The 14,313-nt window shown below is 57.5% G+C and carries 15 protein-coding genes; 3 read left to right on the plus strand and 12 right to left on the minus strand.

Translation table 11 applies throughout. The features are described from left to right. Window positions 1–49: 49 nt before the first annotated feature. The 3 genes from ACSQ3H_RS20340 to ACSQ3H_RS20350 form a co-directional block, all read right to left on the minus strand. A complete protein-coding gene (locus ACSQ3H_RS20340) occupies window positions 50–1,918 on the minus strand; it encodes a polysaccharide biosynthesis protein (protein ID WP_436118712.1) in 1,869 nt (622 codons plus the stop codon). Window positions 1,919–2,049: 131 nt separating this feature from the next. Next, complete coding sequence (locus ACSQ3H_RS20345; RefSeq protein ID WP_436118713.1) at window positions 2,050–2,325, minus strand: hypothetical protein; 276 nt, start codon at window positions 2,323–2,325, stop codon at window positions 2,050–2,052. Beyond that, window positions 2,325–2,855, minus strand: coding sequence for a hypothetical protein (locus tag ACSQ3H_RS20350; RefSeq protein ID WP_436118714.1), 531 nt, complete (start codon window positions 2,853–2,855; stop codon window positions 2,325–2,327). Before ACSQ3H_RS20350 ends, ACSQ3H_RS20345 begins: the two co-directional genes overlap by 1 nt. A 161-nt stretch (window positions 2,856–3,016) precedes the next feature. On the opposite strand from ACSQ3H_RS20350, the gene ACSQ3H_RS20355 reads away from it, so the two are divergent. Beyond that, complete coding sequence (locus ACSQ3H_RS20355; RefSeq protein ID WP_436118715.1) at window positions 3,017–4,213, plus strand: DUF2793 domain-containing protein; 1,197 nt, start codon at window positions 3,017–3,019, stop codon at window positions 4,211–4,213. Between the two features lie 189 nt (window positions 4,214–4,402). On the opposite strand, the gene uraH is transcribed toward ACSQ3H_RS20355, so the two are convergent. The 6 genes from uraH to puuE are packed head-to-tail and all read right to left on the minus strand — an operon-like array spanning window position 4,403 to window position 10,570. Next, window positions 4,403–4,756 carry a hydroxyisourate hydrolase gene (uraH, locus tag ACSQ3H_RS20360; RefSeq protein WP_436118716.1) on the minus strand — a complete coding sequence of 118 codons (354 nt, stop codon included), beginning with the start codon at window positions 4,754–4,756 and terminating at the stop codon, window positions 4,403–4,405. A 10-nt stretch (window positions 4,757–4,766) separates the two neighbouring features. Then, window positions 4,767–5,270 carry a 2-oxo-4-hydroxy-4-carboxy-5-ureidoimidazoline decarboxylase gene (gene uraD / locus ACSQ3H_RS20365; RefSeq protein ID WP_436118717.1) on the minus strand — a complete coding sequence of 168 codons (504 nt, stop codon included), beginning with the start codon at window positions 5,268–5,270 and terminating at the stop codon, window positions 4,767–4,769. Next, window positions 5,260–7,581 carry a xanthine dehydrogenase molybdopterin binding subunit gene (gene xdhB, locus ACSQ3H_RS20370; protein ID WP_436118718.1) on the minus strand — a complete coding sequence of 774 codons (2,322 nt, stop codon included), beginning with the start codon at window positions 7,579–7,581 and terminating at the stop codon, window positions 5,260–5,262. Before xdhB ends, uraD begins: the two co-directional genes overlap by 11 nt. After that, the gene (gene xdhA / locus ACSQ3H_RS20375; RefSeq protein ID WP_436118719.1) at window positions 7,578–9,035 is read right to left on the minus strand and encodes a xanthine dehydrogenase small subunit; all 1,458 of its coding nucleotides are present in this window, start codon (window positions 9,033–9,035) and stop codon (window positions 7,578–7,580) included. The genes xdhB and xdhA overlap by 4 nt, the downstream gene beginning before the upstream one ends. A 57-nt stretch (window positions 9,036–9,092) precedes the next feature. Continuing rightward, entirely contained in the window at window positions 9,093–9,599 is a 507-nt protein-coding gene (locus tag ACSQ3H_RS20380) for an ureidoglycolate lyase (RefSeq protein ID WP_436118720.1), read from the minus strand. After that, the gene (gene puuE, locus ACSQ3H_RS20385; RefSeq protein WP_436118721.1) at window positions 9,596–10,570 is read right to left on the minus strand and encodes an allantoinase PuuE; all 975 of its coding nucleotides are present in this window, start codon (window positions 10,568–10,570) and stop codon (window positions 9,596–9,598) included. The genes ACSQ3H_RS20380 and puuE overlap by 4 nt, the downstream gene beginning before the upstream one ends. Here puuE and ACSQ3H_RS20390 point away from each other — a divergent pair. Beyond that, complete coding sequence (locus tag ACSQ3H_RS20390) at window positions 10,527–10,874, plus strand: hypothetical protein (protein ID WP_436119558.1); 348 nt, start codon at window positions 10,527–10,529, stop codon at window positions 10,872–10,874. The two genes, puuE and ACSQ3H_RS20390, sit on opposite strands and share 44 nt — an antisense overlap. Here the strand turns inward: ACSQ3H_RS20390 and ACSQ3H_RS20395 are convergent. Next, on the minus strand, window positions 10,861–11,448 hold the full coding sequence (locus ACSQ3H_RS20395; RefSeq protein WP_436118722.1) for a biotin transporter BioY: 588 nt from the start codon (window positions 11,446–11,448) through the stop codon (window positions 10,861–10,863). The two genes, ACSQ3H_RS20390 and ACSQ3H_RS20395, sit on opposite strands and share 14 nt — an antisense overlap. 106 nt (window positions 11,449–11,554) lie before the next feature. Here ACSQ3H_RS20395 and ACSQ3H_RS20400 point away from each other — a divergent pair, with 106 nt between their 5' ends. Next, on the plus strand, window positions 11,555–12,460 hold the full coding sequence (locus tag ACSQ3H_RS20400; protein ID WP_436118723.1) for an MBL fold metallo-hydrolase: 906 nt from the start codon (window positions 11,555–11,557) through the stop codon (window positions 12,458–12,460). On the opposite strand, the gene ACSQ3H_RS20405 is transcribed toward ACSQ3H_RS20400, so the two are convergent. Both ACSQ3H_RS20405 and ACSQ3H_RS20410 read right to left on the minus strand, forming a co-directional pair. Continuing rightward, window positions 12,445–13,242, minus strand: a complete 798-nt coding sequence (locus tag ACSQ3H_RS20405) for a DUF1499 domain-containing protein (RefSeq protein ID WP_436118724.1) — start codon at window positions 13,240–13,242, stop codon at window positions 12,445–12,447. The genes ACSQ3H_RS20400 and ACSQ3H_RS20405 overlap by 16 nt on opposite strands. A 96-nt stretch (window positions 13,243–13,338) precedes the next feature. Beyond that, the gene (locus ACSQ3H_RS20410) at window positions 13,339–14,148 is read right to left on the minus strand and encodes a phospholipase domain-containing protein (RefSeq protein WP_436118725.1); all 810 of its coding nucleotides are present in this window, start codon (window positions 14,146–14,148) and stop codon (window positions 13,339–13,341) included. Window positions 14,149–14,313: the final 165 nt, after the last annotated feature.

The following is a 14,313-nucleotide window of genomic DNA, read 5'->3' on the forward strand; positions in this document are numbered from 1 at the left end:
CAGAAAAACGCCATTTGCAGTCCTCCATGGCGAAATTTTCGTTCAGGCTCTAGGAAGTCGCGTATTCGAACAGCAGTTTGCGCACCGCATCCGCGTCCTGCTTTTCGATCAGCTGCCGCAATTCTAAGATGGCTTCGGGAAAATGATCCACGGAGTTGGCCCCGCGCTTGGCACGCAGAATTTTCGAATGCACAGTCGGCGACACCCCGGTCGGATCATAGAACAGCTCTTCATGCAGCTTCTCGCCATCGCGTATGCCGACGGTGACGATTTCGATATCACCCTCTGGATGGGTGCTGTCCCTGATCGAAAGGCCGGCCAGCAGGATCATGTTTTCCGCAAGATCACGGATGCGGACGGCCTCGCCCATTTCGAGCAGCAGGATATCGCCGCCGTCGGAAAGCGCGCCGGCCTGAATGATCAGTTCCGCCGCCTCACGCACCGACATGAAATAGCGGGTCATGTCATCATGGGTGACCGTCAACGGACCGCCATGGGCGATCTGCTCGCGAAACAGCGGCACGACCGAACCACTCGAACCAATCACATTACCGAAGCGGACCGAAGCGAAAATCTGGCCGCTGCTCTGCCTGCTGGCTTCATCGCCATGATAGCGCACGATGAGCTCTGCCCAGCGCTTGGTCGCGCCCATGACATTCGATGGCCGCACGGCCTTGTCGGACGAGATGAGCACGAAGTTCCGGACGCCCGCCTCGCGCGACAGCCCGGCGAGCACATCCGTGCCGATCACATTGTTGCGCGCGCCCTCGACGACGTTTTCCTCAACCAGCGGCACATGTTTGTAGGCGGCACAATGATAGACATTTTCTATTCCGTGCGTCGCAAGCACGGTTCTGATCAGCGGCGCATCGGCGATCGATCCAAGCACTGGAATCACCAGGCAATCGCTGACAGCGGCCAGCTCGCGGTGCAGTTGATAGATACTGTGTTCGTTGACATCGAAGATCACCAGCTTGGCCGGCGCCAGCTTGACGATGGTGCGGCAAAGCTCCGACCCGATCGATCCGCCGGCGCCAGTCACGAGAACGGTGCGGTTTTCCACCGTCTTGTCGAGCAGGATAGGATCGGCCGGCACCGGCGAGCGGCCGAGCAGGTCATCGATGTCGATATCGCGCAGCTGGCTGACAATATATTTACCGGCTGTCAGATCCGAAATCGCCGGAAGAATGCGCACCTTGACGTCCAGGGATTTCAACCTGCCGATCAGCCGGCGGCGCTGAATGCCGCTCAGGGCCGAGGTTGTCACGATCATCTCGTTGATGCCGAAATTTTCAATGAGCGTCTCGAGCTGCGATGTCGGATAGACGCGGATGCCGAGTATATCCATGCCATGCAGGCTCTTGTCATCATCGACAAAACCCGCGACGAAAACTTCGTTCTGCGATCTCAAGGCGTTGGCCAATTGCCTTCCGGCATCACCCGCCCCGAATATAAGGCACTGCCGTGCCAGCAGCTTTTCGCGCAAGGGGCTCCACAGGAGCCATTTGGCAGCGAAACGGCTGCCGCAGATGAGCCCGATGCTCAGGACCCAATACAGAAACGGAATGGCGCGCGGCACGCCTTCGGCGCCCGTCATCAATGTCAGGAAGGCGAGGCAGACCCAGAGGATGACGGAAATCGTCACGGCCTGGATCATTGTCCAGATTGCCTTGTCAGGCAGATAGCGAATGACAGAACGATAAAGCCCGAAACGGACGAACACCGGCAGCCCGATCAGCGGCGCGGCAATCATCAACAAAGCCTGTTCGCTGTTCGGGATAAAAAATTCCCCGAATCTCAGCAGATAGCTGAGCCAAATGGCGAAAGTCAGCGTGACCATGTCGAAAATGACAAGGAGTATCTGCTTGTAACGACGCGGCATCATCGAGACGCTTTGCCGAAAGATTTCCAATTTCATTAATCCTCAGTGCTCGGAGAATAAAGACCTGCTGGTTCGGTGTGCCCCTACCTAATACGAACGCAAGACCAGTAACATAGGGCGTTATAAATGCAATGCCGGTTTAGGCAGTCTCCCCTGCTTCTAACGACCTATCTCCTTTGCCTGTCGAGCGAGTTGATATCGTCGTGGTTACCCGTCAGTTCCAACAGATAGAATCGATCACCGGTCTTGGTCATCGCTATGCGCAGCCGGATATCAGCTCGGATGGTGTGATATTTCGAACCGCTGCGTTTCTTAAAATCAAGGTCTTGGTGATGGGGATCTATTACAAAGAGCTTTAATGCTTTCCCGACCAGGTCTTTTTGGTTAGAAGACAGTTTTGAAAGCGATTTCTTGAAGCGGTTTGTATAATCCAGCTCAATCATTATAGAGCGGCGATCCGGTCGAACCAGGCGTCAAAATCGTCGATCGACTTGAGCACATCGCCCACCGGCTTGTTGTCGGGGTGATACTCCTCGACAATAGAATCAATCTTGGATTTGACATCGTACACAAGTTCGAGCTGCACACTCATTGCGGTTTGACCGCGCTTACCGATCTCTTTGGCCAAATCGGATATGGCCAAGGTGGGAACAATATCAATGTTGGTTTGTAAGGATTTAGCGATCTGATCCAGCCTCCCCAAGACTTGAGGAATGGCTTCATCTATCAAAAAATTCGTTGACTTGCCGGTCTCGTCCTCGGAAGCTTTGTCGAAGAGACTTTTGAGCTTTTCAAGCGAGATCAGGAGGTTCGAATACCAAATGGAGACTTGTCTCTGGTAGAGCTTAAGCGCTTCATTGAAGTCACTCATGGGATTTGGGTCATTTATCAGAGGGCGTGCGACCAAGTTCGGAGAAGTCGGCAACTCCGCGGCAAAACCTTCAAATTCCTGCTTAAATGCTGTCAAACCCATCAAGACAACTCCTTTGTAGAGTTATATGGGAGTTCCGTTCTATTTGTCACTAGCTATCATTTTATCCCTCATTTGACGCGCTTCACGCTGGCGGTTTATCCAACACGTGTCACGCGGCTTTAGAGTCTGTGGTCTTGATGGACAGCTGAAAGGACAGCCATATGGACCAGACTTCGAACTTGAAATTGCCCTATATCGCGCCTTCGCAGGCGCAGAAGCATGTCACCCACAACGAGGCGATCCGGGCGCTCGACGCGCTGGTGCAACTTTCGGTAACAAGCCGCAAGCTGGCGAGCGCTCCTCTGGAGCCTCAGGAAGGCGACCGTTACATCGTGGCGTCTGGCGCCGCGGCGCCCTGGGCAGGCAAGGACAACCAGATCGCCGCATGGCAGGATGGCGCCTGGGCGTTCTTCCAGCCGCAGGAGGGCTGGTATGCCTGGGTGACAGAGGAACACAGCTTCGTTGTGTTCGATCAGGCCTCATGGAGCGAGGTGAAGACCGGCATCAATCCTGTCGCTCTGGTCGGCATCAACACGGTCGCCGACGAGAACAACCGGCTAGCCTTGAAAAGCCCTGCCTCGCTGTTCGATCATGTTGGCGGCGGCCATCAGCTGAAAATAAACAAGGCGGATGACAGCCAGGCCGCCTCGCTGCTTTTCCAATCCAACTATCAGGGCCGGGCGGAAATGGGCACGATGTGGGGTCGCGATTTTTGTATCAAGACCAGCGCGGACGGCGATCAATGGCATGACGCCATGGTCGTCCATAGTGAGACCGGGATCCCCTGTTTTCCCTCAGGCATCGCCCATGCGGCCACGGGCAAGAAGCAGTCTGGTCTGATCTTCCTTCCCGCAAGCGATAGCGGCACAGTGATTTTCCAATCACTGGGTGTTCGCACCCAAGCCCCGAAGTCTGCCAAACTGGCTCTGACTAGCGCTGATATCGTGACTTTCACCACCAATACCGCCGGAGAATTCTTCGGCCCCGCTATGCGCGGTCTGTCGATGGTCCGCATCTGGAATGTAACCAAATCGCCCGCGCAACCAACCTTCGCCAAATGGGATACGGCAGCCAACGAGCTTCAGGTAAGCAGCGCCGACGAGGTCAAGCAATGGTCCGCTGGCGATACGATCCAGCTCGGCGATCCGCTTACCAACCTCATAGCCATTGACGTTTCGCCGCTCATGCAGAAGCTGATGGGCAGTGTTTTCCGGCAGGATGGCGTTCTGCTCGATGCGGGTGACACGGGGAATGTGACCATCGCCTGTAGAGAACCATCGCCGGCCTCCGCATCCAACCTCGTCTATTTCAAGATCGATGAGCAACGCAGCTTCAGTGTGATCGGAATTTATGGGTGAGCAATGCTGCTGTGCGTGGTTCGCCCTTCGACGAGCTCAGGAGCTCACCATGAGGTAGGTTGTGGTTTGCTGGAGCCACGAATACCAACGCTGGGAGACTATCCTGCAATCAACTCACCTCCCTCACGGTGAGCTCCTGAGCTCGTCGAAGGGCGAACCACGCACAGCAGCAATGCAGGAAGAATTCTCTCAACTTCCTCTGTACGTCGAATACCCCCACGGCGTCACCAGCAGCGGCACGTGATAATTGCCATCGGCGTTCGAAATGGCGAAGCGGATCGGGATATCGTCAAGGAAGGGAGGCTCGTCGCGTGCAATTTGCGAAGCCTTGAAATAATCCTCGACGAAGAATGTCAGCTCATACTGTCCGACCATCATCTCATCCGGCGAGAGCAACAACTCATCCGTCCTGCCGTCGGCATTGGTAACGGCGGTCTTGAGCAACTGCCGGCCACTTTCGTCGATCCGGTGCAGGGTCAGTGCCATGCCCTTCGCGGGGTGTCCCGTCGCCGTATCGAGCACATGCGTGGATAACTTTCCCATCAAACGCCCCTCATGCAATTAAATCGTCCAGCCGAAAGCGCGCAATCAACGCGATCTGCTGCAGCGCCTCCGCCACTTCTTCCCCGGCATTGTGGCACAAGCGCTGCTGGCATGCTGCCATTATCGAATGCTTGTCATGGCCCCGCACCGCAAGAATGAACGGGAAACCGAAACGGCTCTGATAGGCATTGTTCAGGCGATGAAACTCTTCGAATTCGCTATTCGTCAGGCGATCGAGACCCGCGCCCTTCTGTTCGCTTGTTGATTCCGCCGTGAGGCTGCCTTGTCGCGCAGCTTTCCCGGCCAGATCGGGATGGGCGCGAATAAGCCTCAACTGCGCGACTTGACCCGCCTTTTTCACAGCGGCCACCATCGCTGCGTGTAAATCTTCCACGCTGGAAAAAGGCCGAGATTCCGCTACGGTTTCCGGCACCCAGGGCGAATGCTCGAATATACCGCCAAGCACCATGACAAAATCCTTGACGCTTGCCTTGTTCAACTCATCAAGCGTCATTCGCGTGTCCCTTCGCGTCCTGCACGGAGCGCAATACGGCTTCGGGCGTCGCGGGGGAATCCAGTTGCGGCACACCGCCTCCGATCGAAGCGATGGCATCGCGAATGGCGAGCCAGACCGAAATGCCCAGCATCAAGGGCGGTTCGCCGATCGCCTTGGAACGGAACACAGTCTCCTCCCGGTTCGGCACGTTATCGAGAATACGGACGTTGAATTGCGGCGGCACGTCGCGCGAGCCTGGTATCTTGTAGGTCGATGGCCCGACAGTCCGCAGCTTGCCGGCCTTGTCCCACCAGAGTTCTTCGCAGGTCACCCAGCCCATGCCCTGTACGAAGGCGCCTTCGATCTGGCCAAGGTCAATGGCAGGATTGAGGGGCGATCCGACATCCTGCAGGATATCGGCGCGCAGGCAGCGTGTTTCACCCGTAAGTGTATCCACTGCCACTTCAGCAACGGCGGCGCCATAGCTGAAATAAAAGAAGGGCCGCCCTTTCATCGTCTTGCCGTCCCAATGGATTTTCGGCGTTGCATAGTGCCCGGCTTCGGAAAGCTGCACCCGCTTGGCCCAAGCCATCTTGGCCAGTTCACCGAAGGAAATCGAGTGATTGTCGGCGTGGACACGACCTTCGCGATAGACAATGACTTCCTCTTCGACGTCGAAATGTTCGGCCGCTACCTTGGTCATGCGCGCCTTGATTGCCGTCGCAGCCTTGAACGCGGCCATGCCGTTGAGATCGGAACCGGTCGAAGCAGCCGTCGCGCTGGTGTTCGGCACCTTGCCGGTAGCCGTGGACGAAATGCGAACCATGTCGAGCTCGACCTGGAACACCTCGGCGACAACCTGCGCGACCTTGACGAAGAGGCCCTGCCCCATTTCGGTCCCGCCATGGTTCAAAAATATCGACCCATCCAGATAGACATGGACCAGCGCACCGGCCTGATTGAGCGAGGTCAGGTTGAACGAAATACCGAACTTGATCGGCATCATCGCCAGCCCGCGCCGAATAACCGGATTGGTGGCGTTGTGCGCATCGATCTCGGCCCGGCGATATTGCCATTCGGCGGAAGCGAGCACCGCATCCGTCACTTCGACCAGACGATTATCCTCGACCTTCTGACCGTAGGGCGTCATGTCGCCGGTCTCGTCGCCGTAATAGTTGACCGCGCGGACAGCATTGGGGTCGAGCCTCAGTTCCCGCGCGATCGTGTCGATCACAGTCTCGATGGTGATTATCCCTTGCGGACCGCCGAAGCCGCGAAATGCCGTGTTGGACACCGTATTTGTCTTGCAGGCATGGCCGATAAAGCGCGCATTGGGGATGAAATAAGAATTGTCCGTATGGGTCAGCGTGCGCGTGATAACCGGCCCTGTCAGGTCCGGCAAATTGCCTGCCCGCGCCAGATATTCGACATCAAGTCCGAGAATGCGGCCCCTTCCGTCCACGCCGACCTTCCAGTTGGCGACATAATCATGCCGCTTGCCGGTGGCGATCATGTCGTCACGGCGTTTCAGCCGCATCTTGCAAGGCTTGCCGGTCTTGGCCGCAACCAGCGCCGCGGCACCTGCGATGATCGTCGGCTGGCTTTCCTTGCCGCCAAAGCCACCGCCCATACGCCGTACCTGGCATTCGACCGCATTGGCATGCAGCCCGAGAATGCCCGCCACATGGTGCTGCACCTCGGTCGGATGCTGAGTGGAAGAATGCACCAGCATTTCGCCGTTTTCGCCAGGAATGGCATAGGCGATATGGGTTTCGAGATAGAAATGATCCTGTCCACCCATATGCAGCTTGCCGGAGAAGACATGTGGCGCGCTGGCAAGCGCCTTGTCCACATCGCCCTCGATCACCTCTTGCGGCGGCAGGACATAGCTCTTGCGCCGGTGCGCCTCCTCGATATCAAGCACCGGCTCGAGCTTTTCGATGTCGAGTTTTACCTTCTTCGCAGCCCTATATGCGGTTTCGAAATCCTGCGCCGCGACAACAGCAATCACCCGCCCCTCATGATCGACGATATCTTCTGCGAACAGCGTTTCGCCATTGAGTATCGGCCCAACCTCGTTGTGGCCGGGCACATCCTTGGCTGCCCAGACGCCGGCAACGCCGTCCATTGCCAGCGCCTCCGATGCATCAAAGCCATTCAGCTTGCCATGTGCGACGGGCGAAAGCACAAACGCCGCATGCAGCGTGCCCGGCAATTCCGGCATGTCATCGATGTAGTTCGCTTCACCCGCGACGTGGCGGGCGGCGGAATCATGGGCGATGCCTTTTCCGACGATGCTGCGATGGACTATCTTGGCGTCAATATTCATAGCGCCATCACCTCCACCGTCTCGCCGGCAACGTCGCGCCAGAAGCGTTCTGCCAGATTTGCCGCAACCTGCAGCCGGTACTCGGCACTGCCGCGCCAGTCGGTAAGTGGCTTGAATTGCACCGAAATAGCAGCGGCACAGGCCTTCATTGCCCTATGGTCGAAACTGCTGCCAATGAGAGCCTGTTCCGCCTGACCGGCACGTTGCGGTGTTGCCGCCATGCCGCCGAAGGCAATGCGGGCGCTGCGAACCTGACCCTCTTCTCGGACAATCGAAAACGCCGCACAAACCGTGGAAATATCCTGATCGTAGCGCTTGGAAATCTTGTAGACGCGAAACTCCTGCCCTTCGACCGGCTTCGGGATCGATACCGACGCAATCACCTCGTCGGAACGCAGTTCAGTCTTGCGATAGTCGAGGAAGAAATCTCCGAGCGCCAGAAAACGGTGGCCGCTCAGCGAAGCAAGCTCGACCTCGGCGCCCAGCGCAATAAGCGCGGGCGGACCATCGCCGATCGGGCTTGCGGTGCCGATATTGCCGCCAATGGTGCCCATCGAACGTATCTGGGTCGAACCAAAACGACGAATGAGCGTTGCGAAGGAGGGGTAGTGGTCTGTAACGCTGGCGAGAATCTCTTCCCACGTTACCGCGGCGCCAAAGCTCAAATGGTTTTCGGTTTCACGAACGGCGCGCAGTTCGCGCACACGGGCAAGCGAAACCACCTCGTCCCAGTCGGAATGATAATCCGCCAGCGCGACGCCCAGATCTGTCCCGCCGCCGAGCAGGATCGCTTGCGGCTTCTCCTTGCGCAATTGCAGAAGGTCATTGAGCGACGCGGGCTGATGGAATGTCGAACCCGACGCAGAAATCGTCGCGCGCGGTTCGATCTTGGCAAAGGCAGCGGCACGCGGACCCGCAATCGCCGCACTTCCCACCTTGCGCGCGGCTTCGACGATCGGCCGGTAGCCGGTACAGCGGCAGAGATTACCTGCCAGCGCATCGTGGATATCATCATCGTTGGCTAGCGTCTTGCTCGCGGCAAGTCCGGCACCCGCAGCGCTCTTCTGCGCTGCAAGACCTGCTAACGAAATCACGATTCCCGGTGTGCAGAAGCCGCACTGCGACGAACCGTTTTCCGCCATCGCCGCTTGTACCGGGTGCAGCTGCTCTCCCTTCAAGCCCTCAACAGTCACCAACGCGCGGCCATCGATCTGGCCCATGGCGAGAATGCAACTGTTGGCCGCTTGATAATGCACCTCGCCCCCATGGTGAGCTTCGTCGAACCAAGGATCGCCGATCAGCACCGAGCACGCGCCGCAGTCACCTTCGGCGCAACCTTCCTTGGTGCCGGTCAGTCGCGGTCCGCTGCGCAGCCAGTCCAGCACTGTCGTATCCGGCCGAACCGAGGCTTCCTGCTTTTGACCATTCAGAAAAAAACGTATCGTTTGTGACATGGTGCCAGCTTCAACCGGCTGGGCTTGGGCGTCAAGGGGAAAGCATTTACCGCCTGCTCAAACGACAAGCTTTTCAATCCGGTAGACCCGATCCCGCCAGAAAAACTCCTCGAGATTATTGCCCTCGCCACCCCTATCGACCACGAGAAAATCCGAGGTTTCGTCCAGCGAGATCAGCGGGTGATGCCAGACGTTGCGGGCGTAATTGACGCCCTGATTTCCGTGGCACAGAAAAGCGGCCGGGTGTCCGGGATTACCGCCGTCGTCCTCAGCCACCACAACCAGAAATGGCCGGTTCTGCAGCGGAATGAAAGCCTGGCTGCCCAGCGCATGACGCTCCAGCATGGTGATATCGACGGGCGGCGCAAAGGCCTGGCCGCGGAAGATATTGACCAGCACTCGCGCGCCTTCGCCCGTCACATCGACGTTGGCGAGATCATGATAACGCTCTGTCGTGCCGTTATTGATCAGACGCATTTCAGCGCCTTCGGTCTCTATCACATCGCCGAACGGTGCGAATGCTGCCTTGGTCAGCGGCCGGACCTCAAGATCGATGATTCTCATGCGCCGCCATTGTAAGGGTGGTGTTGGTACCAGTGCCTTGCGATATCGATGCGGCGCGTGATCCATACCTCTTCGTGATGCTGGACATAATCGAGGAACCGTTCCAGCGCAGCGGCCCGGCCGGGACGTCCGACAAGGCGGCAATGCAGCCCGATCGACATCATCTTCGGCGCACCATCCTTGCCCTCGCGATAGAGCACATCGAACGTGTCTTTCAGATAGGTGAAAAACTGATCGCCGGAATTGAAGCCCTGCGGCGTGGCAAAGCGCATGTCGTTGGCGTCGAGCGTATAGGGCACGATCAAATGAGGCTCTTTCGGACCGGCCACCCAATAGGGCAACTCGTCGGCATAGCTGTCGGCGGAATAGACGAAGCCGCCCTCTTCCATGACGATCTTCAGCGTGTTGTCCGACGGCTTGCCCTGATAGATGCCGAGCGGCCGCGACCCGGTGATTTCCGTGTGCAGACGCACCGCCTCATGAATATGCTGACGCTCGAGCTCTTCCGGGAAATCCTTGTATTCGAGCCAGCGCAGGCCATGACTGGCGATCTCCCAATCAGCCTCTTTCATGGCGGCCACCGCTTCCGGATTGCGCGCCATGGCAAGCGTCACGCCATAGACGGTGACCGGCAGATTACGGCGGGTGAACATGCGCCACAGACGCCAGAAGCCGGCGCGCGCGCCATATTCGTAGATCGATTCCATGTTGAGATTGCGCTGGCCGGGCCAGGCCTGTGCCCCGACGATCTCCGACAGGAGAGACTCGGAAGCGGGATCATTGTCGAGGATCGAGCTTTCGCCGCCCTCCTCGTAGTTGACCACGAACTGGACGGCAAGCTTCGCGCCACCCGGCCATTTCGGGTCGGGCGGATTGCGGCCATAGCCAATCAGATTGCGAGGATAGTCGGACAAGGAGAAGCTTCTAATGCAAATGACGTTGCTTATCGTTCCTGCGGTTCCAATAATCATTGAACACTGCGACGCCCAACCCGCCAACGGCAATAGCAATGGGCAAAATGAAAAGGTAGAACGCTTGTTCGAAGTTCATGCTTTCAAACCTTTCAAAATATGTCGTGCTACCAAATGTAATACACCAGCAGCTAGAATCCAAACGATAGTCGAGAACGACGTGGTTAACGAGAAGCCAATTGTAGCCGTTGGAGCAATGAACCCTGCAACGAAACAAGCCGTCGAGAGGCGGTCAATTGCACTTGCCAGTAGTTTTGTCCGCTCATTATGGATCGTTCCGGAATTCTCCATCAACGACGTTTGAGCAAAGATCCCACAGCCGGAACGATCGCAGCGGCAAGCGCCAGCTTCAGAATATCGGCAACGATGAACGGGCCGACGCCAAAGGTGAAGGCCTTTTCCACGCCGAAGAGATAGGCCATCCACAGGAAGCCCATGCCGAGGATCACCACTTCAGCGGCCAGCATAGCCGCACCAAGGACGAGCGGATTGCGGGCATAGCCCTTGTCAGCGGCAAAGCCGACAATCCATGCTGCTGCAATGTAGGACAGAAGATAGCCGCCCGTGGGGCCGACCATATAGGCAAGTCCGAGGCCTTTTTCCGGAGTCCCGGTGAACACTGGCATGCCGAGCGCGCCCTCAAGCAGGTAAAGCGCCATGGTGGCAACGGCGAGACGAGAGCCATAGGCCGCGGAGATGGCGAAGAGAGCAAAAGTCTGCATCGTCACGTTGACGAAGACCATGTCGATCTTGGTCTTGGCGGCAAGCGTCATCAGCGCCGAGCCGGCGAGAGCGAGCGAGACAAACCACACGGCCTTGGCAAGCTGGCCTTCCGGCTGGAACGTTTCGGCAAGAGAACGGGTCTGAGAAGCGATCATCGTATTATCCTCCGGATTGGCTTTCACCATTTCATGAAAACGGTATATTGGGGATCATGCCGCACTGCAATACGTCGAAAGCCGCACATAAGATGTATCCCGATAAATGAACCTTGTTTTCGACAATGTATTCGCCCCGCATTATGGCGAGGCGGTCGACATCGCGCCGAATGTGCAGCGGCTTACCGTCAACAATCCGAGCCCGTTTACCTTCCATGGCACGAACTCCTACCTGATCGGCAAAGACACCCTGGCGCTGATCGATCCCGGTCCTATCGATGATGCGCATAAGGCGACGCTGCTGCGTGTCATCGCCGGCCGGCCGGTCAGCCATATTTTCGTCAGCCACACGCACCGCGATCATTCACCTCTGGCGAGCGTGCTGAAGGATGAACTCGGCGCCATTCTTGTTGCCGAGGGCGCGCATCGTCCAGCCCGCGCGTTGCATATCGGCGAGGTCAATTTGCTCGATGCCAGCGGCGATACGGAATTCGTGCCCGACATCATCGCACCGGACAATTCCATCATCGAAGGCGATGGCTGGGCGCTTCGCACCATCCACACACCCGGCCACACGGCAAACCATGTCGTGTTTGCGCTGGAGGGTACGGACATCCTGTTTTCCGCCGATCATGTCATGGCCTGGGCCACCACCATCGTCGCGCCGCCCGATGGTTCCATGTCGGACTACATGGCGTCGCTGGACCGCCTGCTGGCGCGGCATGACCGCGTCTATTTTCCCGGCCATGGCGGCCCGGTGACCAAACCGAAAACCTTCGTGCGCGGGTTGAAAGCGCACAGGAAAATGCGCGAGCGCGCCATTCTGGAACGGGTCAAGGCCGGAGACCGCACCATTCCCGCCATGGTCAGGGTGATCTACCGCGAAACCGATCCGCGCCTGCATGGCGCTGCGGCCTTGTCGGTTCTCGCGCACCTTGAAGATCTCGTCGCGCGCGGAGCTGTGCAAACCGACGGAAACCCCGCAATCGATGGGGCCTATTGGTCAGGCTGAGTCGTCTCCTCCTCCGGCTGGGCGCCCTGAACCTCACTGTCGAGCGCCGTCATGAACGCTGTAATGCGGTCAGCGTTTTCGCCAAGGTCATGGATGCCGTAGCGAGACACGGACCGCATGTCGACATAGGTCGTTTCGCCCTCATCGCTCAGGCGGATGACCACATCGCTGGTGAAGCCGAGAAGCCAAGTCCTGGCCACCACTTCGAGTAGGATTTCCTCATCAACGCCCGGCTCGCCCTTCTGCTGGATAATCGTCCAGCCATTGTTGGCGACGACCGTATTGACTGCGGTCAGTATCCGATCGGGCGAGCCATCGTAACGGCGGCCCGTCACTTGCGGATAGGCGCTGGATTGAAGCCCGCGGCTTTCCTTGTCATTCACGACCGGGTTCATACGGTCCGTCCTTTGCCCTGTCGCAAACAGTTCGGGCGGGTCGGCGATATCGGTCGAAACATCATAGATCCTCGGCAGCATCAGCGCCTGATAGAGCGTCGTGGCAAAGGGCGCCAGCACGATGAGCGCGATCACCATGCCCCAGAAGGCACTGGGAAAGCCCAGATCGCCGCGACGCCACACGCTGGTGAAGCCCTTGACGGCGAGCAGGAGTGCGAGCAGCGCCAGAGCGGCAACAATGGCGAGCAGCCAGAGAAACTCCGGCGTTTCGATGCGTTCAAACCGATGACCAAGACCGGAAAGCACAAACAGAATCGCGGCAAGAAACGCTGTGCGAACAGACCATCTGGCGGATATCGATCGGCGGCGTCGAATGTGCGGTCGCATGGAATCCTGGCATTGTTGGTCTATGAATGACGCAAACAGCTAATCGCAATTTTGCTACGACACAAGCAGGTGAACCGCCATCACGAGCACGTCCTTCTATGCCGTTAGCGCCACATATACCCGTCTCGTCTCGTCATATTTCAGCCCGATGGCCGGATCGCTCTTGCTGATCTTGCCATTTTCCAGATGTCCGGCATAGCGGCGCAGATAGCGCGAGGTGTTGACCGCATCGACGAACGAAATATCGTACCAGCCATCCTTTGTGGTGATATCGATACTTTTCGTCCCGTTATCGACAATTGCCTCAAAGCCGGTATAGGCGCTGACCATTTTGAGCTTGCCGTTGGCGGTTGCCCAGGCACCAAACGCGAATTGAAGAGTTTTTCCAGCGTCCAACGATTTCAAATCGACAATATCGGCAAGAACCAATTGAGGGCCATCATTCGCATTGCCACGGAATTCGGCCAGATAGCCATTGGGGCCGTGAACGGAAAAGAAATAGTCACCTTTTGCCTTTCCCGGAGCCAATTTATTATCCGTCCCGAAATCATCCAGAACCTGTTTCACTGCGTCGCCCGCCTTGACCCCCTCGACACTATAAAACCAAGCTCCTTCATTCCGGTCATTGGGCAAAACCGAAAAAGCCACACCGAGCTTGCCGGCATTCTTGAATGTGAATTGCAGCCGCTTGTCAGATCGGAGAGCGGCCAGCACCTGAAAATCATATCCCAGGGGCAGTATCTCACAGCGCGTCTGGTCCTGTTTGGACGCAACTGGCTTTTTCGCATCGGGATCGGCGTTCACATCGGCAATGGTTGGTTTGAATGAAGGGGCGTTACGAGCCGTCACTCTCTCGCCTGCGTTAAAGATCCTGACTGGCTGGATCGTATCGATCAGCCGATCCATCGGATTGATTTTCGTCCGGTCAAAATCGAAAGCGCTGGTCAGATCGCCGGCAATGGCTTGGCGCCAAGAGGAGATGTTGGAAAAAACAGGCGCATCGCCCGGCTGTTTTCCCTTCGCCTTCAGCCATGTATCGAGAAAACGGATGACGGAGGTATGGTCGAAAAC

Source organism: Phyllobacterium sp. LjRoot231, assembly GCF_964253365.1.
Lineage (GTDB): Bacteria > Pseudomonadota > Alphaproteobacteria > Rhizobiales > Rhizobiaceae > Phyllobacterium.